At 62.8% G+C, this 24414-nt stretch carries 23 protein-coding genes and 1 tRNA gene; 10 read left to right on the top strand and 14 right to left on the bottom strand.

Annotated features, from left to right (window positions below; genetic code table 11):
- Positions 1–204 precede the first annotated feature (204 nt).
- From asd to M2361_RS11805, 7 genes are all read left to right on the top strand, one after another.
- The gene (asd, locus tag M2361_RS11835; RefSeq protein ID WP_259249190.1) at positions 205–1335 is read left to right on the top strand and encodes an aspartate-semialdehyde dehydrogenase; all 1131 of its coding nucleotides are present in this window, start codon (positions 205–207) and stop codon (positions 1333–1335) included.
- Between the two features lie 260 nt (positions 1336–1595).
- Positions 1596–3569, top strand: coding sequence for a FimV family protein (locus M2361_RS11830; protein WP_404976337.1), 1974 nt, complete (start codon positions 1596–1598; stop codon positions 3567–3569).
- A 3-nt stretch (positions 3570–3572) separates the two neighbouring features.
- Positions 3573–4382 (top strand): tRNA pseudouridine(38-40) synthase TruA, encoded by an 810-nt coding sequence (gene truA / locus M2361_RS11825; RefSeq protein WP_259249188.1) that lies wholly within the window; start codon positions 3573–3575, stop codon positions 4380–4382.
- A 67-nt stretch (positions 4383–4449) separates the two neighbouring features.
- A complete protein-coding gene (locus tag M2361_RS11820) occupies positions 4450–5544 on the top strand; it encodes a TRAP transporter substrate-binding protein (protein ID WP_259249287.1) in 1095 nt (364 codons plus the stop codon).
- A gap of 61 nt (positions 5545–5605) precedes the next feature.
- The gene (locus M2361_RS11815) at positions 5606–6268 is read left to right on the top strand and encodes a phosphoribosylanthranilate isomerase (protein WP_100855128.1); all 663 of its coding nucleotides are present in this window, start codon (positions 5606–5608) and stop codon (positions 6266–6268) included.
- 147 nt (positions 6269–6415) lie between these two features.
- Positions 6416–6492: transfer RNA gene (locus M2361_RS11810), tRNA-Val, on the top strand.
- 284 nt (positions 6493–6776) lie between these two features.
- Positions 6777–8324, top strand: a complete 1548-nt coding sequence (locus tag M2361_RS11805) for an EAL domain-containing protein (RefSeq protein WP_259249187.1) — start codon at positions 6777–6779, stop codon at positions 8322–8324.
- 77 nt (positions 8325–8401) lie between these two features.
- On the opposite strand, the gene M2361_RS11800 is transcribed toward M2361_RS11805, so the two are convergent.
- From M2361_RS11800 to M2361_RS11790, 3 genes are all read right to left on the bottom strand, one after another.
- Entirely contained in the window at positions 8402–8929 is a 528-nt protein-coding gene (locus M2361_RS11800) for an RcnB family protein (protein WP_259249186.1), read from the bottom strand.
- 135 nt (positions 8930–9064) lie between these two features.
- Positions 9065–9313 (bottom strand): hypothetical protein, encoded by a 249-nt coding sequence (locus M2361_RS11795; protein ID WP_100855131.1) that lies wholly within the window; start codon positions 9311–9313, stop codon positions 9065–9067.
- A 26-nt stretch (positions 9314–9339) separates the two neighbouring features.
- Complete coding sequence (locus M2361_RS11790; RefSeq protein WP_100855132.1) at positions 9340–9618, bottom strand: hypothetical protein; 279 nt, start codon at positions 9616–9618, stop codon at positions 9340–9342.
- Positions 9619–9738: 120 nt separating this feature from the next.
- On the opposite strand from M2361_RS11790, the gene M2361_RS11785 reads away from it, so the two are divergent.
- Together M2361_RS11785 and M2361_RS11780 are read left to right on the top strand one after the other, a co-directional pair.
- A complete protein-coding gene (locus M2361_RS11785; RefSeq protein ID WP_259249185.1) occupies positions 9739–10455 on the top strand; it encodes a hypothetical protein in 717 nt (238 codons plus the stop codon).
- A 63-nt stretch (positions 10456–10518) separates the two neighbouring features.
- Positions 10519–10917, top strand: a complete 399-nt coding sequence (locus M2361_RS11780) for a YbaN family protein (RefSeq protein WP_259249184.1) — start codon at positions 10519–10521, stop codon at positions 10915–10917.
- A gap of 43 nt (positions 10918–10960) precedes the next feature.
- Here M2361_RS11780 and M2361_RS11775 read toward each other — a convergent pair whose 3' ends face one another.
- From M2361_RS11775 to M2361_RS11760, 4 genes are all read right to left on the bottom strand, one after another.
- The gene (locus M2361_RS11775) at positions 10961–12742 is read right to left on the bottom strand and encodes an IlvD/Edd family dehydratase (RefSeq protein WP_259249183.1); all 1782 of its coding nucleotides are present in this window, start codon (positions 12740–12742) and stop codon (positions 10961–10963) included.
- Positions 12743–12812: 70 nt separating this feature from the next.
- Positions 12813–13829: a TRAP transporter substrate-binding protein gene (locus tag M2361_RS11770; RefSeq protein WP_259249182.1), complete on the bottom strand. Its 1017-nt coding sequence runs from the start codon at positions 13827–13829 to the stop codon at positions 12813–12815.
- 31 nt (positions 13830–13860) lie between these two features.
- Entirely contained in the window at positions 13861–15141 is a 1281-nt protein-coding gene (locus M2361_RS11765; RefSeq protein ID WP_259249181.1) for a TRAP transporter large permease, read from the bottom strand.
- Positions 15142–15196: 55 nt separating this feature from the next.
- The gene (locus M2361_RS11760; protein ID WP_259249180.1) at positions 15197–15739 is read right to left on the bottom strand and encodes a TRAP transporter small permease; all 543 of its coding nucleotides are present in this window, start codon (positions 15737–15739) and stop codon (positions 15197–15199) included.
- A 132-nt stretch (positions 15740–15871) separates the two neighbouring features.
- Between M2361_RS11760 and M2361_RS11755 the strand changes: the two genes are divergently transcribed.
- Positions 15872–16897 carry a LacI family DNA-binding transcriptional regulator gene (locus M2361_RS11755; RefSeq protein ID WP_259249179.1) on the top strand — a complete coding sequence of 342 codons (1026 nt, stop codon included), beginning with the start codon at positions 15872–15874 and terminating at the stop codon, positions 16895–16897.
- Between the two features lie 9 nt (positions 16898–16906).
- Here the strand turns inward: M2361_RS11755 and M2361_RS11750 are convergent, their stop codons facing one another.
- From M2361_RS11750 to M2361_RS11720, 7 genes are all read right to left on the bottom strand, one after another.
- Positions 16907–17800 carry a DMT family transporter gene (locus M2361_RS11750; RefSeq protein WP_259249178.1) on the bottom strand — a complete coding sequence of 298 codons (894 nt, stop codon included), beginning with the start codon at positions 17798–17800 and terminating at the stop codon, positions 16907–16909.
- Positions 17801–17815: 15 nt separating this feature from the next.
- The gene (locus tag M2361_RS11745) at positions 17816–18880 is read right to left on the bottom strand and encodes a histone deacetylase family protein (RefSeq protein ID WP_259249177.1); all 1065 of its coding nucleotides are present in this window, start codon (positions 18878–18880) and stop codon (positions 17816–17818) included.
- A gap of 19 nt (positions 18881–18899) precedes the next feature.
- Entirely contained in the window at positions 18900–19190 is a 291-nt protein-coding gene (locus M2361_RS11740; RefSeq protein WP_050448609.1) for a cupin domain-containing protein, read from the bottom strand.
- A gap of 57 nt (positions 19191–19247) precedes the next feature.
- Positions 19248–20879, bottom strand: coding sequence for an ABC transporter ATP-binding protein (locus tag M2361_RS11735; protein WP_259249176.1), 1632 nt, complete (start codon positions 20877–20879; stop codon positions 19248–19250).
- Positions 20880–20888: 9 nt separating this feature from the next.
- Positions 20889–21728: an ABC transporter permease gene (locus M2361_RS11730; protein WP_100855144.1), complete on the bottom strand. Its 840-nt coding sequence runs from the start codon at positions 21726–21728 to the stop codon at positions 20889–20891.
- Positions 21725–22732, bottom strand: a complete 1008-nt coding sequence (locus M2361_RS11725) for an ABC transporter permease (RefSeq protein WP_100855145.1) — start codon at positions 22730–22732, stop codon at positions 21725–21727. Before M2361_RS11725 ends, M2361_RS11730 begins: the two co-directional genes overlap by 4 nt.
- Before the next feature lie 102 nt (positions 22733–22834).
- On the bottom strand, positions 22835–24409 hold the full coding sequence (locus M2361_RS11720) for an ABC transporter substrate-binding protein (RefSeq protein ID WP_259249175.1): 1575 nt from the start codon (positions 24407–24409) through the stop codon (positions 22835–22837).
- Positions 24410–24414 lie beyond the last annotated feature (5 nt).

Here is a 24414-nt window from a genome sequence, read left to right as displayed (position 1 = left end):
CGCGCCCCGTTTTTTTGAAGGGCCGCCTGCGTAGCGGCCCTTTTTTCGACCGTGTTGCGACGGCGCCGCGAAAGGGGTTTTCAAGGCTTTCGACCCCCATTATTTCTAGCTGCACCGCAACATCCCTCCGTGCATTCTGATAAATTGTTGAATTGCACGCCTTTTTCACCTGGACCTTGTCTCCACCTTTATAGAGCGATTGAAATGAATCAAGCAGTAGGCCTTATCGGCTGGCGCGGAATGGTCGGCTCGGTGCTCATGCAACGCATGCGCGACGAGAACGACTTCGCACTGATCGAACCGGTGTTCTTTTCCACCAGCAATGCTGGCGGCGCCGCGCCCACGTGGGCCGAAGGCGCGGGCCCCTTGCAAAATGCCTACGACATTGACGCTCTGAAAAAACTGCCGATCATTCTGACGGCGCAAGGCGGCGATTACACGTCCGAGGTCTACCCCAAGCTGCGCGGCGCGGGCTGGAACGGCATCTGGATCGATGCGGCCAGCACCCTGCGCATGGCTGACGACGCCATCATCGTGCTGGACCCGGTCAACCGCCCGGTCATCGACGCAGCGCTCAAGCGCGGCGTGCGCAACTTCATCGGCGGCAACTGCACGGTCAGCTGCATGCTGATGGGCCTGGCCGGCCTGTTCAACAACGACCTGGTGGAATGGATGAGTTCCATGACGTACCAGGCCGCTTCCGGCGGTGGCGCGCAGCACATGCGTGAACTGCTGACCCAGTTCGGCGAGATCAACCAGGCCGTCAAGCCCTTGCTGGACGACCCCGCGTCGGCCATTTTGGAGATCGACCGTGGCGTGCTGGCCAAGCAGAAAGATGCCGCGTTGCCCCACGAACACTTCGGCGTGCCGCTGGGCGGCAACCTGATTCCCTGGATCGACAAGGATCTGGGCGACGGGATGTCGAAGGAAGAGTGGAAGGCCGAAGTCGAAACCAACAAGATCCTGGGCCGCGGCGCTGCTTTCGGTACGCCCGCCACCCCGATCGACGGCCTGTGCGTGCGTATCGGCGCAATGCGCTGCCACAGCCAGGCGCTGACCATCAAGCTCAAGCGCGATGTGCCGCTGGACGAGATCGAAGCGTTGATCGCGCAGGGCACGCAGTGGGCCAAGGTGGTGCCGAACACCAAGGAAGCCACCGTTTCCGCGCTGACCCCGGTGGCTGTCACCGGCACGCTGGACATTCCGGTTGGCCGTCTGCGCAAGCTGTCGATGGGTTCGCAGTACCTGGGTGCTTTCACGGTGGGCGACCAGCTGCTGTGGGGCGCCGCCGAGCCGTTGCGCCGTATGCTGCGCATCGCGCTGGCCGAAGCCTGATATCCCGTCGCGGGCGCCTGGCAAAGGCGCCTGCTGGGTCGTCAAGACAAGCAGGGGCACCTTCGGGTGCCCTTGACGTTTGCGCAATCGTAGTGAGGGTGTGGCGGATGTGCTCGAGAGCCAACGCCTACGCGCCTTTCAGGTTTGTGAAATGGGCATCATCCATTACACTTTTCCCGTGAATTGAGGCCTGTTCCCGCCTATCTGCCGCGAGACCAGCGCTAGCCCGTAATTCGACTACAAGAACGGAATTCCAGCTTATGACCCAGCGTTCGCGCCATGTGAAGCATGCCCGCCGTTTGAAAGCCCTTCAATGGGCAATCGCTTTGGCGATAGGGTCGAGCATGTGCAGTTCGGCGCTGGCCATGCGGGTCGGGCATTCCCGCGTGGTGTCGGTGCCGGGCGCGCCGTTGCAGGCGGTCGTGGGGTTGCAGGAACTGACGCCTGATGAGGTGTCGTCGCTGAAGGTGTCGGTGGCTGACGAAGCTGCTTGGCAGCGCGCCGGCCTGAAGCCGCCAGTGCCGCTGGCCAGCATGGTGGTCCGCGTTGAAGACGGCATGGACGGCACGCGCAAGAATCTTCGCGTCCGGGCGACACAGCCTCCCGCAAGTGGCGCGGTCGACCTGCTATTGGACATCAGTTCCAGTTCGGGGCAGCGCCAGGTACAGGTCAGCATTCTGGTGCCGCTGCGCGGCACGGGCGCTGATGTGACGCCGGCCGCGGTGGGTGGCACGGGGCGCGCGGCTGCCAGCGTGAATGTGAAGCGTGGTGATCACCTGTTCGCCATCGCACAACGCAACAAGGTGCCGAACGCCTCGGTATATCAGATGTTGGTGGCGTTGTGGCGCGCCAATCCCGAAGCGTTCATTCAGAACAATATGAACCTGGTCCGCGCAGGCCAGACCTTGAAGATTCCGGATGCGGCAACGGTCAGGGCGATTGACCCGGCCGAGGCACTCCGCATCTTCAATGAACATGCCGAGGCGTTTGCCAGGTATCGCGGCCGAATCGGCGCCGCTGCCAGCGCCAATCCGTCAGTGGTCAAGGGGCAGGATGCGGCGTCGGGTACCGTGGCGCAGCCGGGCGACACCGGTGTCGCCAGCGCCGCGCCGCCACAAGACCGAGTGCGCCTGTCCACGGGGCTGGCAACGGATAGCCCCGCCGCGCGAGCCGATGCGCAGGCGGACGCCAGGACATCGAATGAACGCGCGATGAAGGACGTTGAAGGTCGCGTGAATCAGCTGCAAAGCAATGTCGACGAATTGAACAAAGCTGTGGCTCAGCAGGGTGCCGCGGGAACGCCAGGTGCAGCAGGCACACCGGGCGCAGCAGGCACTCCGGGTGCAGCAGGCACTCCGGGTGCAGCAGGCACTCCGGGTGCAGCAGGCACTCCGGGTGCAGCAGGCACTCCGGGTGCAGCAGGCTCATCGGGTGCAGCAGGCTCATCGGGTGCAGCAGGCTCATCGGGTACAGCGGGCACATCGGGCGCTGCGGGTACACCGGGCGCAGCTGGCACTTCGGGTGCAACAGGCACATCGGGTGCAGCAGGTACACCGGGCGCAGCAGGCACACCGGGCGCAGCAGGCACACCGGGCGCAGCAGGCACACCGGGCGCAGCAGGCACACCGGGTGCAGCAGGCACATCGGGTACAGCAGGCACACCGGGTGCAGCAGGCGCATCGGGTGCAGCAGCTACATCGGGTGCAGCAGCCATACCGGGTGCAGCAGGCACACCGGGCGCAGCAGGCACACCGGGCGCAGCAGGCACATCGGGCGCAGCAGGCACATCGGGCTCAGCAGGCACATCGGGCTCAGCAGGCACATCAGGTGCAACAGGCACCCCAGGTGCGGCAGGCATACCAGGTGTAGCAGCCACCCCTGGCGCATCAGGCCCTTCCAGTGCGGCTGGCTCGCCCGGCGCGTCCACCACCGACAACGCGACAGGCGGCGCTTCCGCCAATACGACAAAGGACGCAACGTCAAACATGCCCAGCTGGCTGGCCGACAACCTTCTCGTCATCGTCACCGCCTTGCTGGCGCTGATCGCATTCGTTATTGCATGGCTGCTGCGCCGAGCCGGCGCGCGTCGCGATGACGACGACGAGGACACTTACGCTTATAACGAGCCGGCGCTGGACACGGCAGCGCTGAACCGCAAGCTCGATACGATCAATCTCGACCTGGATGAACCACCCACGGACGAACCGCGCCGAGTCAGCGGTCCTCGGGTTTGAATGATGTCTAGAGTTGCATTGGGGCTGGCGTATGACGGCTCCGCTTGGCAGGGTTGGCAGACACAGCCGCATCGGCAAACGGTGCAGGACACACTGGAGTCTGCCTTGGCAAGATTCTGTGGTGTGAAAGAAGCCGTGCCCACCATATGCGCCGGCCGCACCGATACCGGTGTGCATGGCGCCATGCAGGTGGTCCATCTGGACACCGCGTTGGATCGGCGCATGGAATCCTGGGTGCGGGGCGTGAACGCGTTTCTACCGCCCAGCGTGTCAGTGCAATGGGCGCAAGAAGTGTCAGACGAGTTTCATGCGCGTTTCTCCGCGCGCGCCCGCACCTATGTGTACCTGCTGTGGCGTGGCCGCGTGCGGCCGGCCCTGTGGGCTGGGCGGGCGGGCTGGTGTTTTCAACCGCTGGATGTGGACGCCATGCGTGCCGCAGCGCAGGCCTTGGTGGGCGAACACGACTTTTCAAGCTTTCGTTCTTCGCAATGCCAAGCCAAGCACCCGGTGCGGCATATGCACCGGCTTGAGATCGCGGAGCGCGGGCCGTTTCTGGTGTTTACCTTGAAGGCCAATGCGTTCCTGCATCACATGGTGCGCAACATCATGGGCGCGCTGCTGCAGGTGGGGCAGGGTAGGGAATCGGTAGAGTGGATGGCGCAGTTGCTGTCCTGGCGCGATCGCACGCAAGGCGCGCCCACCTTTTCGCCGGACGGCCTGTACTTGTCCGCCATTGACTATCCGGCGGAGTTCGGTTTGGAAGAACTGGATGGTGGCGCGCTGTTGTTGTCGCCATTCACGCAATCTTATTGAACAGACGTTGTGAAAAGACGTTGTCGTGGACGACGCCTTAATCGCGCTTATCAGGGGGGATTTCGCCATGCAGCGCCGCGCGTTTTTGAAGCAGGCCGCCTTGGGCGCCGCGGGGTCCGCCACGATCGCCGCACCGGCCTTTGCGCAAGATGCGCCGACGATCGCGTGGCGGCTGGCATCCAGTTTTCCGAATGAATCGCCCACGTTGTTCGCGGGCGCCGAAGACGTTGCGCGGTATGTCGCCGAGGTCACCGACGGCCGCTTCACCATCGAGATTTTTCCGGCTGGCGATCTCGTCCAACCCGGCCAGGTGCTTGAAGCCGTGCAGCATCGCGTGGTGGACTGCGGCCATACGGCGTCGACCCGTTACTTTGACGTCGATCCCGCGCTTAGCTTTGATGCCGGCGTTCCCTTCGGCTTGAACACGCGGCAGATGAATGCCTGGATGAGCGAGGGCGAAGGCCTGGCGCTGACGCGGGTGCTGTTCGACAAGTACAACATCATGAACTTCCCCTGTGGCTACACGGGCGCGCAGATGGGTGGGTGGTTTCGCGGCGAGATCAAAACCGTGGACGACCTGCGCGGGCTGAAGGTGAAGGCGGGCGGCTTTGCGCGCCATGTCCTGTCGCGGCTGGGCGCCACGCCGGTGGATGTGCCGGTGGCGGAATTCTATGCCGCGTTGGAGCAGGGGACGGTCGACGCGGTGGCGTGGATCGGGCCGTACGACGATGAGAACCTGGCGCTGTATAAAGTCGCGCGCAATTATTATTTTCCGGGCTGGTGGGCCGGTACCTTGCAGCTATCGCTGTACGTGAATCAAAGCGCCTACGATGAGCTTCCCAAGCCATTCCAATCGGCTTTGGCCTTGGCGTGCCGCATGGCAACCGCCAACATGATCGCCAAGTACGACGCCGGTAATCCGGACGCGCTGCGAAGGCTGGTGTCCAAGGGGGCGCAGTTGAAGGCGTTTCCCAAGCCGGTGCTGCAAGCATGCTATGAGGCGTCGATGGCGGCTTACAAGGAATTGAGCGCCAAAGATCCCATGTTCAAAAAGCTCTACGACAGCATGACCGCCTTCCGCAACAAAGAGGTGCCGTGGTTTCGCGTCGCCGAGGGCAGCTTTGATTCCTTGATCTCCTCGGTGGGCCAGCCCGGCACCTGAATGCCGCTGGCGCACCCGATATACTGATACGCCGCGTCCCGTTGGGCGACAGGTAAATGCCATGCGCACACGCATCAAAATCTGCGGATTGACCCGCGAACAAGACATCGAGGCCGCTGTTTCCGCCGGCGTCGATGCGATCGGATTCGTCTTCTACCCCAAGAGCAAACGTTGCCTGACGCCGACGCGCGCCGCGCAGTTGCGCCGCACCGTGCCGGCGTTTGTCGACGTTGTGGCCTTGTTCGTGAATCCGGATCCGTCCGAGGTACAAGCGGTGTTGGACGAGGTGGAACCTGAATTGCTGCAGTTCCACGGCGACGAGTCACCGCAGGATTGCGGCCGCTACAGCCATCGCTTTCTACGCGCCTTCCGCGCGGGCGCGCCCGGCCTGGACACGGCTGAAAACCTGGCCACGTACTGCCGGGCTTTCGGCGAAGCGGCGGGCTGGCTGTTCGACAGCTATAGCGCCGGTTACGGCGGCAGCGGCCATGGCTTTGACTACAGCTTGCTGGACGAGGTGCGCGCGGATCCGGTGTCGCGTCCGTTGATCTTGTCGGGTGGTTTGAACGGCGATAACGTCGGCCAGGCAATCGAGCGGGTCAGGCCTTGGGGGGTCGATGTAAGCAGCGGTGTTGAGCTTGAGCAAGGAATAAAAAGTTCTGATAGAATCTCGGTCTTCGTTGATGCAGCACATGCTGCGGATGCGAAATTGAAGGGAAAGTAGTGCGGTGATGCGGGCAGAAAAATGCTCGCAGCTATGGCAGCGAAAGCTAGCGAAAGCAAAGCCATTACCACGCAACGAACATAGCAAAAAATCGATTATGACGATTTGCACAGTTCAAAAAAGCACTATATAATTCTTCTTCTTTGCAGGCGGTTAGCTCAGTTGGTTAGAGCGCCACGTTGACATCGTGGAGGTCGTTGGTTCGAACCCAATACCGCCTACCAGATTCCTGCAAAGCAGTGCCCAGCACTGCTCCGAAAGCCGCATAAGTCTATGACTTTGCGGCTTTTTTGCATTCTGCCTGGCAACTGCACGCCAAAAAGCGTGCCAGCGGCCCCCAATTCCTCGTCCCGGCGTCAACGCGTGACGTGGGTCAGCACCTGCATCAAGGAAACCTGCCGGTGCACATCGATTTTGCACAAAAAAACAGCGAGGAAAGTGGCCCTGATGGAATGATTGCCGCCGTGTATGCGGATCGTAGAATCATCCTAGGTTCCTAAGGATGATTATGACGACACGGCGTCTTCCGAGCCGATATGGGTTGCTGTTGGTCTTTGTGCCAACCGTGGTGCTTGCGGTGCTTTGTGGGCTGATCGGCTATTCGCTGGAAGCTTCGCACGCGGATGATGCCGTCGATCACAATAATGCGCATCTACTCCGGCGTGCGCTCGATATTGCCAATGAGCAAATCACGACGATTGTTGAACTGAGCGCTTCGGCGGAATCCTGCTCGGACGAGGACCTCGCACGGATGAGGACACGCATATTTCAGTCGAAGTACGCCGGCGACATCGCACGGATTTCTGATGGGGCATTGAGATGCTCGGCCGTGTGGGGGCAGTGGAAGGAACCTTATGTTCTTCCTCCTGGCGGCAAGCGCGTGCGCCATGGCATCACCCTATGGAGAAATCTCACAAACCCAGTTCAGCCGTCGTTCGTCGGAGGGCTGGCGGCAAACGACCGCGTGGCGGTATTTATTAGCCCCAATGCTCTTGGCGAGGTGGAGGAGCACGCTGGCCGTTTGTGGGGACGGGCATTTTCAAGAGACGGAAGCCTGATCCAAGAATTTGGTTCTCAGCCACTTGGCACGAACGATGCGAGCGTTAGGGGGCGGGTAGCGACCTGGTTCGGGATCATTCGGCATGGATCAAGGTGTTCGTCGCCTGGCGAGCCCGACATCTGTGTTGAGTCCTTTGCCAGCGTGGATGCGCGCGCTTCTGTCCTGGTTTCCTCCCTGATAGGGACAGTATTGGGCGCGGCCAGTGGCGTAGCGCTGTTCCTCTGGTGGCGAGGATCAAACGGTTTACGAGGGAGTCTGGCCCGGGCCCTGCATCAACAGAAAATTCATGTCCGCTATCAGCCGCTTTGTTCTCTTGCGACAGGCGAAATGGTTGGGGCCGAAGCGCTTGCCCGCTGGACGCATGATGAAGTGGTGCCTATTCCGCCCGACACGTTCATTCCATGGGTTGAGTCGATGGGACTTCGTCGACTTTTCACGAGATACATCATCCGCAATGCGATTGACGATGTACGGGACCGGTTGACCGCCGCACAGCCGTTCTATTTGAGTGTCAACGTCTTTCCTGCAGATTTGGAAGACGACTTGTTCCTTGATTTTCTCGTTCGTTGTGTAAACGAGCGTGGCGTCCTACCCGAGCGGATTGTGCTTGAAGTGACTGAGTCCGCGAGGTTCTCGATCGCCTCACCGGCAGAACTGTTTAAGCGCTATCGCAAAGCGGGTTTCAAAATCTTCTTGGACGATTTTGGCGTGGGATATTCCAACCTTGGGAATGTCTTCCAGTGGGACGTCAGCGGGATCAAGTTGGACAGGATTTTTGTCCGGTCAATTGGCGATGTTGCAAGCGCGATCCCGGTATTGGATCAAGTCATCGAAATGGCAAATCAGCTGGACATCCAACTCGTCGTGGAAGGCATGGAAATGCGCAGGCAGGTGGACTACATCGTGGAACGTGCGCCGCACGCCGTGGGCCAGGGTTGGTATTTTGGACGACCAGTCCCTGCTGGCGAGCTGGGCAATGCTGTGAAAGCCGCGTAAGTCTTGGACTTCGCGGCTTTTTTGCAATCTGCGCCGTACCCTGCCAGTTTCGCGTGGGGTTTCGCCGGGGTCTTGCCTCAATCAAAAACGTCAAAAAGCACATCAGCGACGATCGCGGTCGCGACTGCCACAAGGATCAGATCGGATCCTGCGACTCTCCATTCGTAGCCCGGATAGACGGGCAGGCGTGCCAGCATCGGCCCGGGGACCATCTTTTTTGCAATGCCCGGAGGCAAAGGCTTGCCGCGGGCCAGGTTCTTACGGATCCCGGGCGGCAATGAGCTGTAGCCAGACAAGCCGTACTCGTCTGCGTAGCCCCTGGCGACCGAGATCGTGATGCCGGCGTGGCGCAGGGTCACGTTTGTGTCACGGGAATCAGCCGCTCCGCCCTTGGACGAGCCGCCTTTATTGCCATTGACACCGCCGCCATTGCCACCACCGCCATTGCCTTTACCGTTGCCGTTGCCGTTGTTCTTATTGCCCTGGCCTTGGCCTGCGTTATCGGGTTTTCCTTTCCCTTCAGGCGGAGCGGCGACTGCGTTGCCACCCATGTACAGACAGCAGATAACGGCAGCGGCAAATTTCTTAAAGGTGGGGGCATCCATAAATGGCTCCTCGTCAGCCAAAAGTGGCAGTCGACCGATTCTAGGATGGGCGTAGTCTTTTGGAGTAGAGGCTGAATTGATAAAGATGTAAGCGGACTTAGTGTTCGCGATGTGCCTTTTTGGTGATCCCGTTTCCTACGTCGCACTGCCCGCTCGTTTGTTTTTCATCACCCCACGGATATTCAACGCGGCCAGCCCAACTTGAAGCGCGATCAGCGCAAACGCCCCGTCGTGCAATCCCCATGCAATCCACAAGGCGTTGCTGAATAGAAATACCCAGAATCCCCATTGGCGTTTCGCTTTTCCTTGCGACGCCACCAGCCAGGCGGCGGCTAGCGAGGTAAGCATCGCCGGCCATTGAAGAAAATCCCATAGCGCTTCCATGGTGCGTATTTGGCTCGTGGTCGTCTTCAGCCTAATTTCTTGACGACACGCGCCAGTTTCGCGATGCCGCCCGTGCCGCTTGCGGCTCGGCCCATCAGCGCGGTACCGGCAGCCGTCAGCACGGTGCGCTTGAAGAAGGTTCGGCCCTTCAGGCCGGCCACCATCAGCAATGCGCCCAAGCCAAATACGATCACATGCTCGCCAGGAAAGTCGGGGCGTCTGGCATCTATGTCTTTCAAATCGCGAAGTAGCGAGCGGTTGCCGCGCTCGACCGGTTCCATTTCCACAACGTCGTCGGATTTCATGCTGGTCCCCCAAAGAATAGAAACTGGGTCCCACTCAGCAAGTGACATGCCAGGCACGGCGTGCGCCAGTGCCGCGCCATATCTGATAAGGTCCGGCGTATCTTTCCTACCGGCCACACCATGAATAAATCGCTCAAGGCACTACTGCTGGTTCCCTGCCTGGGACTGGCGGCTTGCGCCATCAAGCCGCCGCCTGCAACGCAAGCGCAGCCACGCATCGACGAATTGCCCATGTACGGGGGTATGGACCGATCCGCCGCCGCCGAACTTGAGGCCAGCGATAAAAAGCTTGTTGCGGATGCTGTCCAGGCGTTCGGATCCGCCGACAAGGCGTCGCGGGCGTGGGTGTCCCAGGGATACCGTTTTTATCAAGCCGACCAGTTGGGCATGGCGATGCGCCGCTTCAATCAGGCCTGGCTGTTGAATCCGAACAACCCCGAGGTCTATACCGGCTTTGCCGCCGTGCTGCATGACCAGAATAAGTTCTGCCAGGCCATGAGCATGATGGATTTGGCGATCAGCCATGATCCACCCACCTTCCAGGGTATCTATGCGGATGCCGGGCGTATCGCGGCCCGCTGCGCGGCGGAAGACAAGACGCTGCCTCCTGAAGCGCGGGTGGCGGCAACTGCCCGTTCCGACGAGTGGTACCGCAAAGGCGAGGCCGTCGAACCGGATAAGGGGTATCTGTATTCGTCCTGGGCCACCGCCTATTACTGGCGCGGGCAATATGACCAGGCCTGGGCGATGGTTGTCCGCGCGCGCGCGGCGGGCGGATCGCCAAGCCCGAAATTCATCGACATGCTAAGCGCCCAAATGCCGGAGCCTCGCACATAGGCCGCGCATCATGCGGGTGAATCCGGCTGCGCTGGCGGCATTTGCGATATTCTGCTGACCATCATGATCAAAGCTCTATGGTTGGCGTTGGGCTGCGTGATGCTGGCATTGGGCGTCATCGGCGCGTTCCTGCCGGTCATGCCGACGACGATTTTCCTGATTTTGGCGGTGGGCTGCTTTTCGCGCTCGTCTCCGCGCCTGGAAAAATGGCTGCTGGATAGTCCGACTTACGGGCCGCCCCTGCGTATCTGGCGCGAACAGAAGGCCGTGTCGCGCAAGGGCAAAGCGTTCGCTTGCCTGGGCATGATGGCGGGATACGGCATTTTCTGGTGGAGCGCGCATCCGTCGTGGCCGCTGGCCGTGGGCGTCGGCGTGTTCTTTCTGGCCAGCGCGGCGTATGTGCTCAGCCGCCCGGCACCCAAGATGACGACGGGTGCCGGTAGCGAGCCTTTGCAACGATAGGGTTCCGCGCCGAATCGGCGCGGGGGCATTCAGCCTTCTGCGTTCAGTGTGAATGCCGGGGATCGCCCCGCGTTTCGATCACTTTCAGATAAAGCGTTGCGGGTTCCAGGCAACCGCCGGTCGACAATTGGCCGACCAGTTGCCGATAGAGCTCCTGCCAAGGCGTTTGCGACGCCGGTGGCTGGTATGCCGGTTCCTGTTTGCGCCGTTCCATTTCTTCGTCATCAACCAATGCCGTCACGCTGCGTTGGTTCAAGTCGACACGGATCTTGTCGCCCGTGCGCAGCAGCGCCAGGCCCCCGCCCGCAGCGGCTTCCGGTGACATGTTCAGGATGGAGGGGCTGGCCGATGTGCCGCTTTGGCGGCCGTCGCCCAGGCAAGGCAGCGAGTCCACGCCGCGCTTGATCAGGTGCGAAGGCGGGGCCATGTTGACGACCTCCGCGCTGCCCGGATAGCCCACCGTGCCGGCGCCACGTATCACCAGAATGCAGTGCTCGTCGATGTTCAGGGACGGGTCCTCGATGCGGGCGTGATAGTCCTCGGGGCCTTCGAACACGATGGCGCGCGCCTCGAAGGCGTTCTCCGATCCGGGCTCCGACAGATACGTGCGGCGGAAGGCTTCGCCCACGACCGACATCTTGATGATGGCGCTGTCGAAGAAGTTGCCCGACAGCACGATGAAACCGGCGCGGTGCTTGAGCGGCGCCTCGCAGGTGCGAATGACGTCGGCGTCGCGGGTCTTGGAGGCGGCGGCGATGTCGCCGATGGTTTTGCCGGACACGGTGGCGCAGTCTGCGTGCAGGCGGCCAGCCGCCAGCAGCTCGTGCATGACGGCGGGTACGCCGCCCGCCCGGTGGAAGCCTTCGCCCAGGTGTTCGCCGGCCGGCACGCAATTGACCAGCAGCGGCACGTCTTCGCCCAAGCGCTGCCAATCGTCCAGGCTAAGGTCGATGCCGGCGTGGCGGGCCATGGCGATCAAGTGGGGCGGACAGTTGCTGGACGCGCCCAGCGCCGACGCCACGACGATGGCGTTTTCGAAGGCCTGGCGAGTCAGGATGTGTGACGGCCGCAGGTCTTCGCGCACCATGTCGCAAATGCGCATGCCGGTGGCGTAGGCCATCTGCGCGCGTTCGCGATAAGGCGCCGGAATGCTGGCGCAGGTGGGCAGCGACATGCCCAGGGCTTCCGCCAGCGAGTTCATGGACAGCGCCGTGCCCATGGTGTTGCAGTGCCCGACCGACGGCGACGATGCCGTGGCCAGCGTCATGAAGCCTTCGTAGTCCAGCTTGCCCGCCGCCATCAGGTTGCGCGCATGCCAGATGACGGTGCCGGAACCCACCCGCTGGCCGTCGTGCCAGCCGTCCAGCATCGGCCCGCCCGACAGCACGATGGCGGGCAGGTCGACCGTGGCGGCGGCCATCAGGCAAGCGGGGGTGGTTTTGTCGCATCCGGTGGTCAGCACCACGCCGTCCAGCGGATAACCGTGCAAGATCTCAACCAGGCCCAGATAGGCCAGGTTGCGATCCAGCGCCGCCGTGGGCCGCCGGCCTTGTTCGGCCAGCGGATGTACCGGGAACTCCATCGGGATGCCACCCGCGTCCCGGATACCCGCCTTGATGCGCTCGGCCAGCGCCAGGTGATGCCGGTTGCAGGGCGCCAGGTCGCTGCCGGTCTGGGCGATGCCGATGATCGGCCGCCCGGACTGCAGCTCTTGCCGCGTCAGGCCGTAGTTAAGATAGCGCTCGACGTAGATCGCCGTCATATCGGCGTGCGAGGGGTCGTCGAACCATTTCTGGCTGCGCAACTTGCGGGGTATCTGAGACATGGGTGACTCGCTTGCTTCGCTTGGGCGTCAGGTAATAAGACGCCAATATTGAGACGTCAGTAAACAGGCCTTAGTTACGCGCCTTCTGGATCTCGTCGTTCATCTGCTTGATGAGCTCGGGTCCCAGTTCCTGGGTGTACTTGTCGACCACCGGCTGAACCTTCTGGCGCATGCGGGCCACTTCCTCGGGGCTGACGGTGTTGATCTTCATGCCGGCCTTTTCAAGCGTCGCCATGGCCTTGGTCGAATCCTCGCGGCTGTCCTTGCGTTCGAAATCACGCGAGGCCGCCGCGGCTTGCCGGATCAGCTTCTGTTCGTCAGGCGACAAGGTGTCCCACCATTTCTTCGAGGCCAGCACCACCCACGGCGTGTAGACGTGGCGCGTGATGGTCAGGAAGGGCTGCACTTCGTAGAACTTGCTGCTTTGGATAGTGGTGATGGGATTTTCCTGGCCATCAACCGTGCGCGTTTCCAGGGCAGTGAACAGTTCCGAGAACGGCATGGGCACGGCGTTCGCGCCCAGCGTGTTGAAGACACCCAACGCGATCTGGTTCTGCATGACCCGCAGCTTGATGCCTTGCATGTCTTCCGCGCGCACGATCGGATGCTTGGAATTGGTCATGTTGCGAAAGCCGTTTTCCCAATAGACCAGGCCGACCAGGCCCTTGGCTTCCAGCTTCTTCAACAGGTCCTGGCCCACCTTGCCATCCAGCACGGCGTCGGCTTCCTTTTCGCTGTTGAACAGGAAGGGCAGGTCGAACACGCCGAATTCCTTGACCATGCCTGCCAGCGGCGCGGTGGAACCCACCATCATTTCCTGTGCGCCGCCGGCCAGGGCGCCCTGCATTTGTTCATCGGAACCCAGCGTGGCGGAACCGAAGGTCCGCATCTTCAGCTTGCCGTCGCTGACTTTTTCAAGCTCTTGCGACAGGAAGCGCGCGGCGCGGCCCTGGACGCTTTCTTCGTTCAGGCCGTAGCCGAAGCGGATCAGGCGCGGCTTGACGTCGGCCGCCGCGGCCACGCCGGCCACAGCGCAGGACAGCGCGGTAGCCAGCACAAGTAGACGGGTCTTGAATCGAATGGTCATGGTGCTCCTCCTTGGGGTTTTCTCTATGCCGCTAGTGCATCCAGCGTGCGGGTACGGTGATCAGTTCTGGGAAGATCACCAACAGAATCAGCAAGACCGTATAGGCCACGACGTAGCGCCACACGCCCTTGCAGATAGTTTCCATATTGATGCGGGCCACGCCGCACACCACGTTCAGTACCGTTCCGACAGGCGGAGTCAGCAGGCCCACGCAGCCCACCATGACGAACATGACGCCGAAGTAGACGGGGTCGATGCCGGCCTTGGTGACGACCGGCATCAGCACCGGCGCCAGGATCAGGATGGTGGGCGTGAGGTCCATGACCGTGCCGATCAAGGTCAGCAGAATCAGCAGCGCGAACATCAGCAGCTTGGGCTGGTCCATGATGGGTTCCAGCAGCGCGATGAGATCCTGCGGCATGTCAGCCAGCGTGATCATGTAGGACGACACCATCGCGGCGGCCACCAGGAACATCACCACGGCCGTGGTGCGCGCGGCGTTCACGAACAGCGGTACCAGGTCCCGCAGGCCGATTTCGCGGTAGACGAACAGGCTGACGGCCAGCGCGTAGACGGCGGCCACCACGGCGGCTTCCGTCGGCGTGAAGATGCCGCCGCGCAGCCCGCCGATGATGATGACGGGCAGCATCAACGCCCACAGCGATTCGCGCAGCGCTTTCCAGCGGTTGCTCCAGGGCTCGCGCGGCGTAGGCGTGATGCTGCCGTGCTTGCGCGCCACCCAGGTCCATACCGCCACCAAGGTCATGCCCATCATCAGCCCGGGCGCGATGCCCGCAAAGAACAGCTTGGTGATCGACACATTCGTGGCCACGCCAAAAATGATGAACGAGATGGACGGGGGAATGATGGGGGCGATGATGCCGCCGGCGGCGATCAGCCCCGACGCCTGCCCGGCGTCATAGCCTTTTTCGCGCAGCATGGGGATCAGCAGGGAACCCAGCGCGGCGGCATCGGCCACGGCCGAGCCCGATAACGCGGCCAACAGCACGCTGGCAAAAATGGCCACATAGCCCAAGCCGCCCTGAATATGGCCGACGAACATGCTGGCCAGACGCACGATGCGGCGTGAGATGCCGCCCGCGTTCATGAGCTCGCCCGCCAGCATGAATAGCGGCACCGCCATCAGTGTGAAGCTGTTGGCGCCCGTCAACATGTTCTGCGCCAGGATCTGGGTGTCGAAGAAATTCAGTTGGAACATCATCGCCAGGGCGCTAAGCAGCAGCGCGAAGGCAATCGGCATGCCCAGGGCGATCAGCCCAAGCAGCACTAGCAGGAAGACGGTCAGGATCATTACGAGTTTCCGGGCGGGGCAGTGAGGCGGATGCGGGGGGCGGGCAGGGCCGCGATCAGATGGCGGGGTCTTCCGGGCTGGATTCCGCCGGCAAGCGGCCGCCTGCCAGCACACGGATGATGTCGATCACGGTCAGGATGCCCATGGCGACCGAGGCGTACAGCGCCGCGGTGGTAAACACCGCCAGGCGCATTCCCGTCACGGGCAGCACGGTGCCCATGCCGATCACGGTCTGTACCCAACTGCCTTGCGCCATCAGCCAAAGCACCCACAACACCAGCAACTGGCAGAACACGTGCGACACGCGGCGGGCCGTGGGGCCGAAGCGGTCGACCAGCATGGTGACGCCAATGTGGTGGTGATCGCGCAGGGCAATCACCGCGCCCAGGAAGATCAGCCAGACGAAGGCCAGGCGGGACACCTCGTCTGACGCATTGATGCCGGAATTGAACAGGTAGCGCAGCGTCACGTTGCCGAACAGCAGCACGACCATGACGACCAGACAGGCCACCATCAGCCAGGTCTGCAACTTGAAACACCAGTCGGCGGCGCGGGCCAACGGGGAACCGCCGGGCCGCCCGGATCGGGAAGCTTGCATGTTTGTCTCCTACCCCGTTTTCCGGGGCTTTTTTCGCTTATGCTTTTGCGGATGTTAGCGCTAACATTTCGGCTTTGGCAAGCCCTGTTTTTTGCGTCAGACTACGCGCTTCCCATTCGACCACGAGGCCCAATGTCCGTCCGTAAACCCCGCAGCTCACACGCCGGCCGCGTCACCATGCAAGAGGTTGCACGCCGTGCGGGCGTCAGCGCCATCACGGTGTCGCGCGCGTTGCGCACGCCTGACAAGGTGGCCGAGGCCTTGCGCCTGCGCATCGCCCGGGTCTGCCAGGATTTGGGCTACGTGCCCAATCATGCCGCCAGCGCGTTGGCGTCGGCGCGGTCGCAAACCATCGTGGTGTTGATTCCGTCGTTGAGCAACGTGGTGTTCGTGGACATCATTTCCGGCATCAAGGAAGTGCTGGACCAGCAGGGTTATCACATGCTGATCGGGGTGACAGGGTATTCGCCCGACGCGGAAGAAGCCTTGCTGCGCAAGTATCTGCAGCATTCCCCGGACGGCGTGATCTTGACCGGTATCGACCACAACCCAGGCACCTGGGCATTGCTGCGCACGCAGCGGATTGCCACGGTGCACACCATCGAAACGCTGGCCGATGGCGAGGACATGAGCGTGGGCTTTTCCCAGTTCGATTCGGGTTACGCCGCTTGCCGCCACCTGGTTGAGCGCGGCCGCCGTCGGATCGGCATCATCGGGGCTCAATTGGACCCGCGTTCGCTGCGCCGCTGCGAAGGCGCGCGGCAGGCGCTGCGCGATGCGGGCTGCTATGACGCCACGCTGGAAATCATGACGCCGGAGAAATCGTCCATCAGCCTGGGCGCGTCCTTGCTAGACACGCTGCGCACCCAGCATCCCGATTGCGATGCCGTCTTCTTCTGCAACGATGACCTGGCGCAGGGCGCGGTGTTTCAGTGCGGCAGGCTGGGCGTGCGCGTGCCGGAGCAGATGGCCATCATTGGCTTTCATGACCTGGCCGGAACCGCCTGGACCACGCCGCCCTTGTCGACCATCGCCACGCCTCGCTACCAGATCGGCCTGTCGGCTGCCGACCTGTTGATGCGCCACCTGGCCGGCGAGCCTGTCGCCCAGCGCCATGTGGACTTGGGCTTTACGCTGGTGCAGCGCGAAACCAGTTGAAGGGCGGCGTCATGCCGCGCGGCGCAGCGCCAGGAACACGCCCGAGGCCATGATCAGCCCCATGCCCGCCAAGGCCAGGCCGTCTGGCGGCCGTTGAAACCAGAACGTGCTGAACAAGACCGCCAGCAGCAGTTGGAAGTAATTCAAGGGCGCCAGTGTGGCGGCCGATACGCGCTGGAACGCGGCAATCAGCAACACCTGCGCCAAGCCGCTGCATGCGCCCAGTGCGATGATCAGCGTGGCGTCGGCCGCGCCAGGCCAGGGGTCCGGCAGGAAGAAGGGGGCGGGCAGCGCCGTGACAATCAGGCAGATGATCGCGGTATAGGCGTATTGGACCGGCCCGGGCACCTTGCCCGACAGCTTGCGCGTCAGCACCTGGAAAATCGCGTAGCACACGGCCGAGACCGCCATCAACAGTGTGCCCAGCAGCGGCAGGTCGGCGCCGGGGCGCACAATCAGCAGCATGCCGGCAAAGCCCGCGGCTACCGCCACCCACTGCACGGGCCGCACCCGTTCGCGCAGCAGCCAGGGCGACAGCGCCACCATGATGAGCGGCGAGGTGAAATAGATGGCGGTGGCTTCCGACAGCGGCATCCAGATCAGCGCGGTCATGAAGCACGTGGCCACCGTGGCCAGCGTTACTCCGCGCAGCACCAGCAGCGGTTTCTCGGGCGCGTCGCGCAAGCGCAGGCCGGGGGCGTGGCGCCACAGCATGTACACCGCCAGGACAATCACCGCCAAATACCGCATCACGTTCAGAAAGGGCGCGGGATAGCGTTCCAGCATGTGCTTGGAACCGGCGTCAAACGTGGCGAATGCCACCAGCGCCGCGAAGAACAGCAGGATGCCCGCGTTGCGCGACGCGGCGGGGGCGGGCAGGACGGCGTCTGGAACGGAGGCCATGGAAGGATGCGCGCGTCAGGCGCTGGCCTGGCCCATGCCTTGCAGGAAGGCGTCTAGCGCGGGGCCGATGGCCTGGACCATGTAGCCGCCTTCCTGCACCACGACGGTCGGCACACGCAGGCTGGCCACGCGCGCGCCGATGTCGCGGTAGGCGTCGATGTCCAGCTTGAGCACGCTGATCGGGTCGTCCTTGTAGGTGTCGAAGCCCAATGCCAGCACCAGCGCTTGCGGCCCGTAGCCGGCCAGCGCCGTCAATGCCGTGTCCAGCGCGGCCAGGAAGGGATCGTTGCCCGAGCCATGCGCAAGCGGCAGGTTCAGGTTGTAGCCTTCGCCCGCGCCGTGGCCGCGTTCGTCCGCATAGCCGGTGTAGAAAGGGTAGTAGGCGCTGGGGTCGGCGTGCAGCGACACGGTCATGACGTCGGCGCGCTGGTAGAAGATGTTCTGCGTGCCATCGCCATGGTGCGCGTCCACATCCAGCACCGCCACCTTGGACCAGGTTTGCAGCAAGCGGCTGGCCGCCGCCGCGCTGCTGTTCAAGTAGCAGAAGCCGCCGGCGCGGTCACGATGCGCGTGATGGCCGGACGGACGGCACAGCGCGTAGGCCATGCCCGCCGTGCTGGCGACATGGTCCGCCGCCGCCACCGCGCTATGGGTCGAGCGCAGCGCCGAGCGCCAGGTGTGCGGGCCGATCGGGCAAGACAGGTCGCTTAGGTAGTAGCCCGTTTGCGCCACGATGGACGGCGAAGGGCAGGGCCCACGCCCGGCCTGTTCGATGCGGCCGCTGTAGTAGGGCGACAGGTTGGGCAGGACTTCCGGCCCGGGGTCCACGCCAGGCGCTTTCAGCGACTGCCAGCGTGTGTAGGCGGTTTCCAGGTAGTTCAGGTAATCGGCGCTATGAATGCTCTCAAGCGGCTTGCGGCCGTAGTCGGAAGGGGCTTCCACGAGGATGCCGCGCGCCGCCAGCGCGCCTTGCAGGCTTTCCGCGCGGGACGGCAGATCGGTGGGGGCGCTGAGCCGGCCCAGCCGCATGAATTGCTGCGGGGTGTGCAGCAATTGTTCTTCCGTGAAAAACGCCTTCATGATGATCCTCGCTGATGCGTCAGGCCTGCTTGATTTCGATTTCGACAAAAACGAATTCGGTATCGCCGGGGTTGATGACGTTGTGCTCAACGCCAACCGGTCGATAGTAGGCGATGCCCGTCGTGAGCTGGCTGGTGACCTGGCCGGTAGGCGTGTCCAACAGCAAGGGGCCGGTGGTTTGCGGGACCACCACGTAGTTCATGCCATGGCGATGCCAGCCCGTTTCGCCACCGGGCGGAAAGCGCCATTCGGTGACGGTGACCAATTCGTTATCGATCTGCACGGTGGGAACGGCGGCGGGACGTTGCACGAGGAATGCTCCTGAGGTTGGCTTGGGGTTGTCTTGCGGGGGGCAGGGCGTTTGTGATCAGGCCATTGTCGCCTGAGTGGGGTCCCAGTGCTGGCCGGGCACGGCGGCGATCAACTGCCGCGTGTAGGCATCCTGGGGGTTGTCGAAAATCTGTGACGGCGAGCCGTACTCGACGACCTTGCCGCGATGCATCACCAGCACCGAATTGCAGATCTGAGCGGCAACCCGCAGGTCGTGCGTGATGAATACCAGCGCAATCTGCAAGCGCTGTTGCAAGTCATGCAGCAGTTGCAGCACCTGCGCCTGCACCGACACGTCCAGCGCCGATACCGATTCATCGGCCACCAGTACCTTGGGTTCCAGCGCCAGCGCGCGCGCAATGCCGATGCGCTGGCGCTGCCCGCCCGAAAACTGATTTGGATAGCGGTCAAAGGCGGACGGATCCAGGCCCACCAGCGACAGCAGTTCGCGCACGCGGGCCTCGGCCTTCGCGCGCGGCACGCCGTTGGCCACCGGGCCGTCGCTGATGATGCGTCCCACGGTGTGGCGCGGGTTGAGCGATGCGAACGGATCCTGGAAGATCATCTGGATATCGTGGCGCATCGGGCGAAAGCGCGACTCCGACATCTTGGCGATGTCCTGGCCGTTAAAGATCAATTGCCCGCCGTTGATGCCCACCAGCTTCAGCAGGCATTTTCCGATGGTCGATTTTCCCGACCCTGATTCCCCCACGATGCCCAGCGTCTCGCCGCGCCGCACGGTGAAGCTGACGCCGTCCACGGCATGCACTTCACGCTTGCCGCCCAGCCAGCCATGGCCGATCACGTAGGTTTTCTTCAGGTCTTTCACTTCCAGCACGGGCGCGTCGTCGCCGGTTGCCACGCGTTCTTCGCCACGGCGGTGCGGCACCGCCGCGATCAGGCGCTGGGTGTAGGGGTGGCGCGGACGGTTCAAGACCTCGTCGGCGGGGCCTTGCTCCACTAAGATGCCTTTTTCCATGACGGCAACGCGATGGGCAATTTCGGCCACCACGCCGAAATCGTGCGTAACGAACATCACGCCCATGCCTTTTTCCTTTTGGATGCGGGCAATCAGCGCCAATATCTGCGCCTGCGTGGTGACGTCCAGCGCCGTGGTGGGCTCATCGGCGATCAGCAGCGCTGGCTCCAGCGCCAGCGCCATGGCGATCATGACGCGCTGGCGTTGGCCGCCCGACAAGCGGAACGGATAGACGTGGTAGAGCGTGGCCGGGTCCGGCAGGCCCACGAAGTCCAGCAGTTCCAACGTGCGCCGCATGCGTTCGGCGCCCGGATAGGCGTTGTGGACGCGCATGACTTCACTGATCTGTTCACCCACCGTCATCAGCGGGTTCAGGGCCGACAGCGGCTCCTGGAAGATCATCGCCATGTCCTTGCCGCGCATGGCTTGCAGGGTGGCTTCGTCTTGTCGCAGCAGGTCTTTGCCACGGAACAGAATGCGGCCTTGCTGCGGCGTCAGGTAGTCGGGCAAGAGGCCCATGATGGCGTTGGCGCTCATGGACTTGCCCGAACCGGACTCGCCCACGATGCAGAGGATTTCGCCGGCGTGGATATCGTAGGAAATATCCTGCACGGCAAAGGGCCGGTCGCCGCCCCGGGGCAGCGCAATGCTTAGGTTCTGAATGGACAACAGAGGCGTGGCTTCGGTCATGTCGGCCTCCTATTCGCCGCGCTTGCGCAGTTGGGGGTTGAGGGCGTCGTTCAAGCCTTCGCCGATCAGGTTGATGGCCAGCACCGTCAGCAAGATGGCCACGCCGGGCCAGACGCTCATCCACCAGGCTTCACGGATCATCGTGCGTGCCGCGCCGATCATGAAGCCCCAGCTCATCAGGTTGCGGTCGCCCAGGCCCAGGAAGGACAGGGACGATTCCGTCAGGATGGCGGTCGCCACCATGAACGAGGCCGACACAATGATGGGCGACATGGCGTTGGGCAGGATCTGGGTGCTGACGATGCGCGCGGGCGTCTGGCCGATGACGATGGCGGCCTGGACGAATTCGCGCTGTTTGAGCGTCATGAATTCCGAACGCACCAGCCGCGCCGCCGGTGGCCAGGACACCACGGCGATGGCCCCCATGATGGAATACACCGATGGGCTCAGGATGGCTACCAGCACCACCGCCATGGCCAATTGCGGAATGGTCTGGAAGAACTCGGTGAAGCGCATCAGCGCGTCGTCCACCCGGCCGCCGCAGTAGCCGGCCACCGACCCGATCAGGATCCCGAACAGCAGCGCCACCGCGGTCGACAGCAGGCCCACCATCAGCGACACGCGCGCGCCCCACACAAGGCCCGCCGTGATGTCGCGTCCCAGCATGTCGGTGCCGAAGGGGTAGGCGGCATTGGTGAACGGCGGAATCAAGGGGTCGGCCACCATCATCCAGGGCGACTCTTCATACAGCAGCGGGGCGGCCAGCGCCACGATCACCACGATCAGCATGATGGCAAGGCCAGCCACCGCGCCGTAGTTGCGCATATAACGTTGGGCAAATGACTTCATGCGGCGGCTCCTTGCTGCGCACCGGCGCCAATGCGCGGATCGATCAGGCGGTACAGCACGTCGGTCAGCAGGTTGAACACCACCACCATGATGGAGGTGACGAGGAAGATGCCCAGCAGCAATTGGTAGTCGCGTTGCAGCAGGGCGTCGAACATCAGGCGGCCGATGCCCGGCCAGGCAAACACGGTTTCGGTCAGCACCGCGCCGCCGGCCATCTGGCCAAGCTGGATGCCGGCGAAGGTGATGACGGGCAGCAGCGCGTTGCGCAACACGTGGGCGCGAATCACGCGGCTGGGGCTAACCCCCTTGGCGCGCGCCGTCTTCACGAAGTCCATGCCGATCACTTCCAGCATCGACGCCCGCGTCAAGCGCACGTAGACGGCCATGAAAAAGCAACCCAGCGTGACGGTGGGCAGGATCAGATGTTGCGCGATGTCCGAGGCGCGGGCCCATCCGGTCAGGCCGGCGCCCACGGTTTCCATGCCGAAGGCGGGCAGCCAGCCCAGCACCACCGAGAACAGCAGAATGCCCATCAGCGACAGCCAGAACAGCGGCGTGGCGTACAGCAGCAGCGCGCCCGTCATGACCGAGCTGTCGATCCAGCGGCGTTTGTTGCGGTAGCGTGCCTTGGCGGCGACTACACCCAGGAAGACGCCCAGCACGATGGAAAACACAAAGGCGCAGGACATCAGCAGGAACGTCGCGGGCAGGCGTTCAACGATCAGGTCCAGCACCGGCACGTGGTTGCGATACGAAAAGCCCAGGTCCAGTTGCACCACGCCCTTCAGGTACAGCATGAGCTGCGTCATGATGGGCTTATCCAGCCCGAAGGCTACGCGCAACTGGTCGACGTAGGCGGCATCGCCCGCGCCGGCCTGGCCCGCCAGCACGGCGGCGGGGTCGCCGGGCGCCAGGCGGATCAGGAAGAAATTGATGATCACCACGCCCAGCACGACCACCAGGGCCTTGCCGATGCGGGACAACAGAAAAGACAGGAATTTCATGCTTGAAGTCCTTCTCAGGCTGGCGTGGGCAGCCAAGGGCCTGCCCGCCGCGCGGCCGGGATCCGCCGCCGCGGGGAGCTCCGCGGCGGCGTCTTGCTGCGCTTACTTTTCGATGTAGACGTCGTCGAACGATTCGTTCAGGCCAATGGCGGTCTTGACCAGGTTCTTGACGTTGGCGCGGTACAAGGTGGGGAACTCCATATCCACCATGAAGCCGTTGGCCACTTCGTTGACCAGCGTCGTCTGCAGCTTGGAGTAGATCTCCTGGCGCTTGGCGGGGTCGACTTCAGAGGCGGCGGCTTCCCACTGCTTGTCGGTCTCGGGGTTGCTGTAGCCCTGCACGTTGGCAAACGGCGAACCCTTGACGATGTTCGACGAGATATACAGACGCTGCACGCCCAGCGCCGGGTCGCCGTACTGGTAGGTGAAGTTGGTGGTCAGGTCGAAGTCCCAGTTGCCGGTGCGGCTGGCCCAGCCGCCTGCATCCGTGGATTCCAGGTTCACCTTGAAGCCCAGTTGTTCCAGCGCCTGCTTGGTGTATTCGCCCAGGCGGTCCCAGGTGGAGCCGTACGGAAAGCTCAGTTGGCGGATCGTGTAGTCCTCGGGCTTGATGCCCGATTCCTTGATCAGCGCGCGCGCCTTCTTCATGTCAAAAGGCATGGGCGGCGTGTTCTTGTCGTAGAACATTTCGGTGGTGACGAACGGGCCGGTCGACACTTTGCCCAGGCCGAAGAAAATATTGTTGACCACCATCTGCCGGTTCATCGCAGCCATGACCGCTTGACGCACCTTCAGATTGTCGAAGGGCGGCTTGCGCATGTTGAAGAGCAGGTAGGCCTGGGGCGAGAACATCTCCCAGCCGGCGGTGGTGTATTCCACCTTGGGCAGGGCGCGCAGGCGCTTGATGTCGACGTTGTCCACGTCGCCGCCGCGCAGCACGTCCACGCTGCCGCGTTCGAAGGCCACCGCGCGCGAGGCTGCGTCCGGGATTACGTTGAACACCAACTCGTCCAGGTACGGCAGGCCCGGCTTCCAGTAGTTGGGGTTGCGTGTCAGCTTGATATATTCGCCACGCTTCCATTCCTTGAACATGAAGGGGCCGGTGCCCACCGGCTTCTGGTTCGCCGGATTGGTCATGAAGTCGGTGCCGGCGTACAGATGCTTGGGCATCATGGGGGCAAAGCCCGGTTCGAACATCAGCATGAAGGCCGGGAAGGCGGTCTTCAGCTTGATGACGACGGTCTTGGCGTCGGGCGCGGTGACCGAGTCAACGAACTTGTTCAGGATGACGCGGGCGCGCGCATGCGTCTTGGGCAGCATCTCGGCCAGCGAGAACACGACGTCTTCGGACGTGAACGGCTTGCCGTCATGCCACTTGACGTTGTCTTGCAGGTGGAAGGTGTAGGTCAAGCCATCGGCCGACGCCTCCCAGGATTTGGCCAGGCCCGGCTTGGGCTTCAGGTTGGTGTCATAGGTCAGCAGGCTTTCGTAGATCTTGCCCGCGACGAATTGCGTGGGCCCTTGCTGGTTGATGGCCGTGACGATCACAGGCGGCTCGGGCTGAACAATCATGTTCAGGGTGCCGCCCTTGGTCTGGGCCAATGCCTGGGTGGCGGGTAGCGCGGCCGCAAGGACCAATGCGCCGATGCTTAGGGAGAACCATTTCTTCGATTTCACTGCGA

The organism is Achromobacter sp. JUb104, assembly GCF_024806975.1.
Taxonomy (GTDB): Bacteria; Pseudomonadota; Gammaproteobacteria; order Burkholderiales; family Burkholderiaceae_B; genus Achromobacter; species Achromobacter spanius.
The sequence above is the reverse complement of the archived record's forward strand: the minus strand, read 5'-3'. Positions and strand labels throughout refer to the sequence as shown.

Coding starts and splice junctions, on each gene's coding strand:
- M2361_RS11805 (WP_259249187.1), top strand. CDS start 6,777: ATGACGACACGGCGTCTTCCGAGCCGATATGGGTTGCTGTTGGTCTTT.
- M2361_RS11765 (WP_259249181.1), bottom strand. CDS start 15,141: ATGATCCTGACCGTCTTCCTGCTAGTGCTGCTTGGGCTGATCGCCCTG.
- M2361_RS11795 (WP_100855131.1), bottom strand. CDS start 9,313: ATGGAAGCGCTATGGGATTTTCTTCAATGGCCGGCGATGCTTACCTCG.
- truA (WP_259249188.1), top strand. CDS start 3,573: ATGTCTAGAGTTGCATTGGGGCTGGCGTATGACGGCTCCGCTTGGCAG.
- M2361_RS11775 (WP_259249183.1), bottom strand. CDS start 12,742: ATGTCTCAGATACCCCGCAAGTTGCGCAGCCAGAAATGGTTCGACGAC.
- M2361_RS11755 (WP_259249179.1), top strand. CDS start 15,872: ATGTCCGTCCGTAAACCCCGCAGCTCACACGCCGGCCGCGTCACCATG.
- M2361_RS11820 (WP_259249287.1), top strand. CDS start 4,450: ATGCAGCGCCGCGCGTTTTTGAAGCAGGCCGCCTTGGGCGCCGCGGGG.
- M2361_RS11745 (WP_259249177.1), bottom strand. CDS start 18,880: ATGAAGGCGTTTTTCACGGAAGAACAATTGCTGCACACCCCGCAGCAA.
- M2361_RS11725 (WP_100855145.1), bottom strand. CDS start 22,732: ATGAAATTCCTGTCTTTTCTGTTGTCCCGCATCGGCAAGGCCCTGGTG.
- M2361_RS11760 (WP_259249180.1), bottom strand. CDS start 15,739: ATGCAAGCTTCCCGATCCGGGCGGCCCGGCGGTTCCCCGTTGGCCCGC.
- M2361_RS11750 (WP_259249178.1), bottom strand. CDS start 17,800: ATGGCCTCCGTTCCAGACGCCGTCCTGCCCGCCCCCGCCGCGTCGCGC.
- M2361_RS11735 (WP_259249176.1), bottom strand. CDS start 20,879: ATGACCGAAGCCACGCCTCTGTTGTCCATTCAGAACCTAAGCATTGCG.
- M2361_RS11780 (WP_259249184.1), top strand. CDS start 10,519: ATGATCAAAGCTCTATGGTTGGCGTTGGGCTGCGTGATGCTGGCATTG.
- M2361_RS11815 (WP_100855128.1), top strand. CDS start 5,606: ATGCGCACACGCATCAAAATCTGCGGATTGACCCGCGAACAAGACATC.
- M2361_RS11800 (WP_259249186.1), bottom strand. CDS start 8,929: ATGGATGCCCCCACCTTTAAGAAATTTGCCGCTGCCGTTATCTGCTGT.
- M2361_RS11830 (WP_404976337.1), top strand. CDS start 1,596: ATGACCCAGCGTTCGCGCCATGTGAAGCATGCCCGCCGTTTGAAAGCC.
- M2361_RS11785 (WP_259249185.1), top strand. CDS start 9,739: ATGAATAAATCGCTCAAGGCACTACTGCTGGTTCCCTGCCTGGGACTG.
- M2361_RS11790 (WP_100855132.1), bottom strand. CDS start 9,618: ATGAAATCCGACGACGTTGTGGAAATGGAACCGGTCGAGCGCGGCAAC.
- M2361_RS11770 (WP_259249182.1), bottom strand. CDS start 13,829: ATGACCATTCGATTCAAGACCCGTCTACTTGTGCTGGCTACCGCGCTG.
- M2361_RS11730 (WP_100855144.1), bottom strand. CDS start 21,728: ATGAAGTCATTTGCCCAACGTTATATGCGCAACTACGGCGCGGTGGCT.
- asd (WP_259249190.1), top strand. CDS start 205: ATGAATCAAGCAGTAGGCCTTATCGGCTGGCGCGGAATGGTCGGCTCG.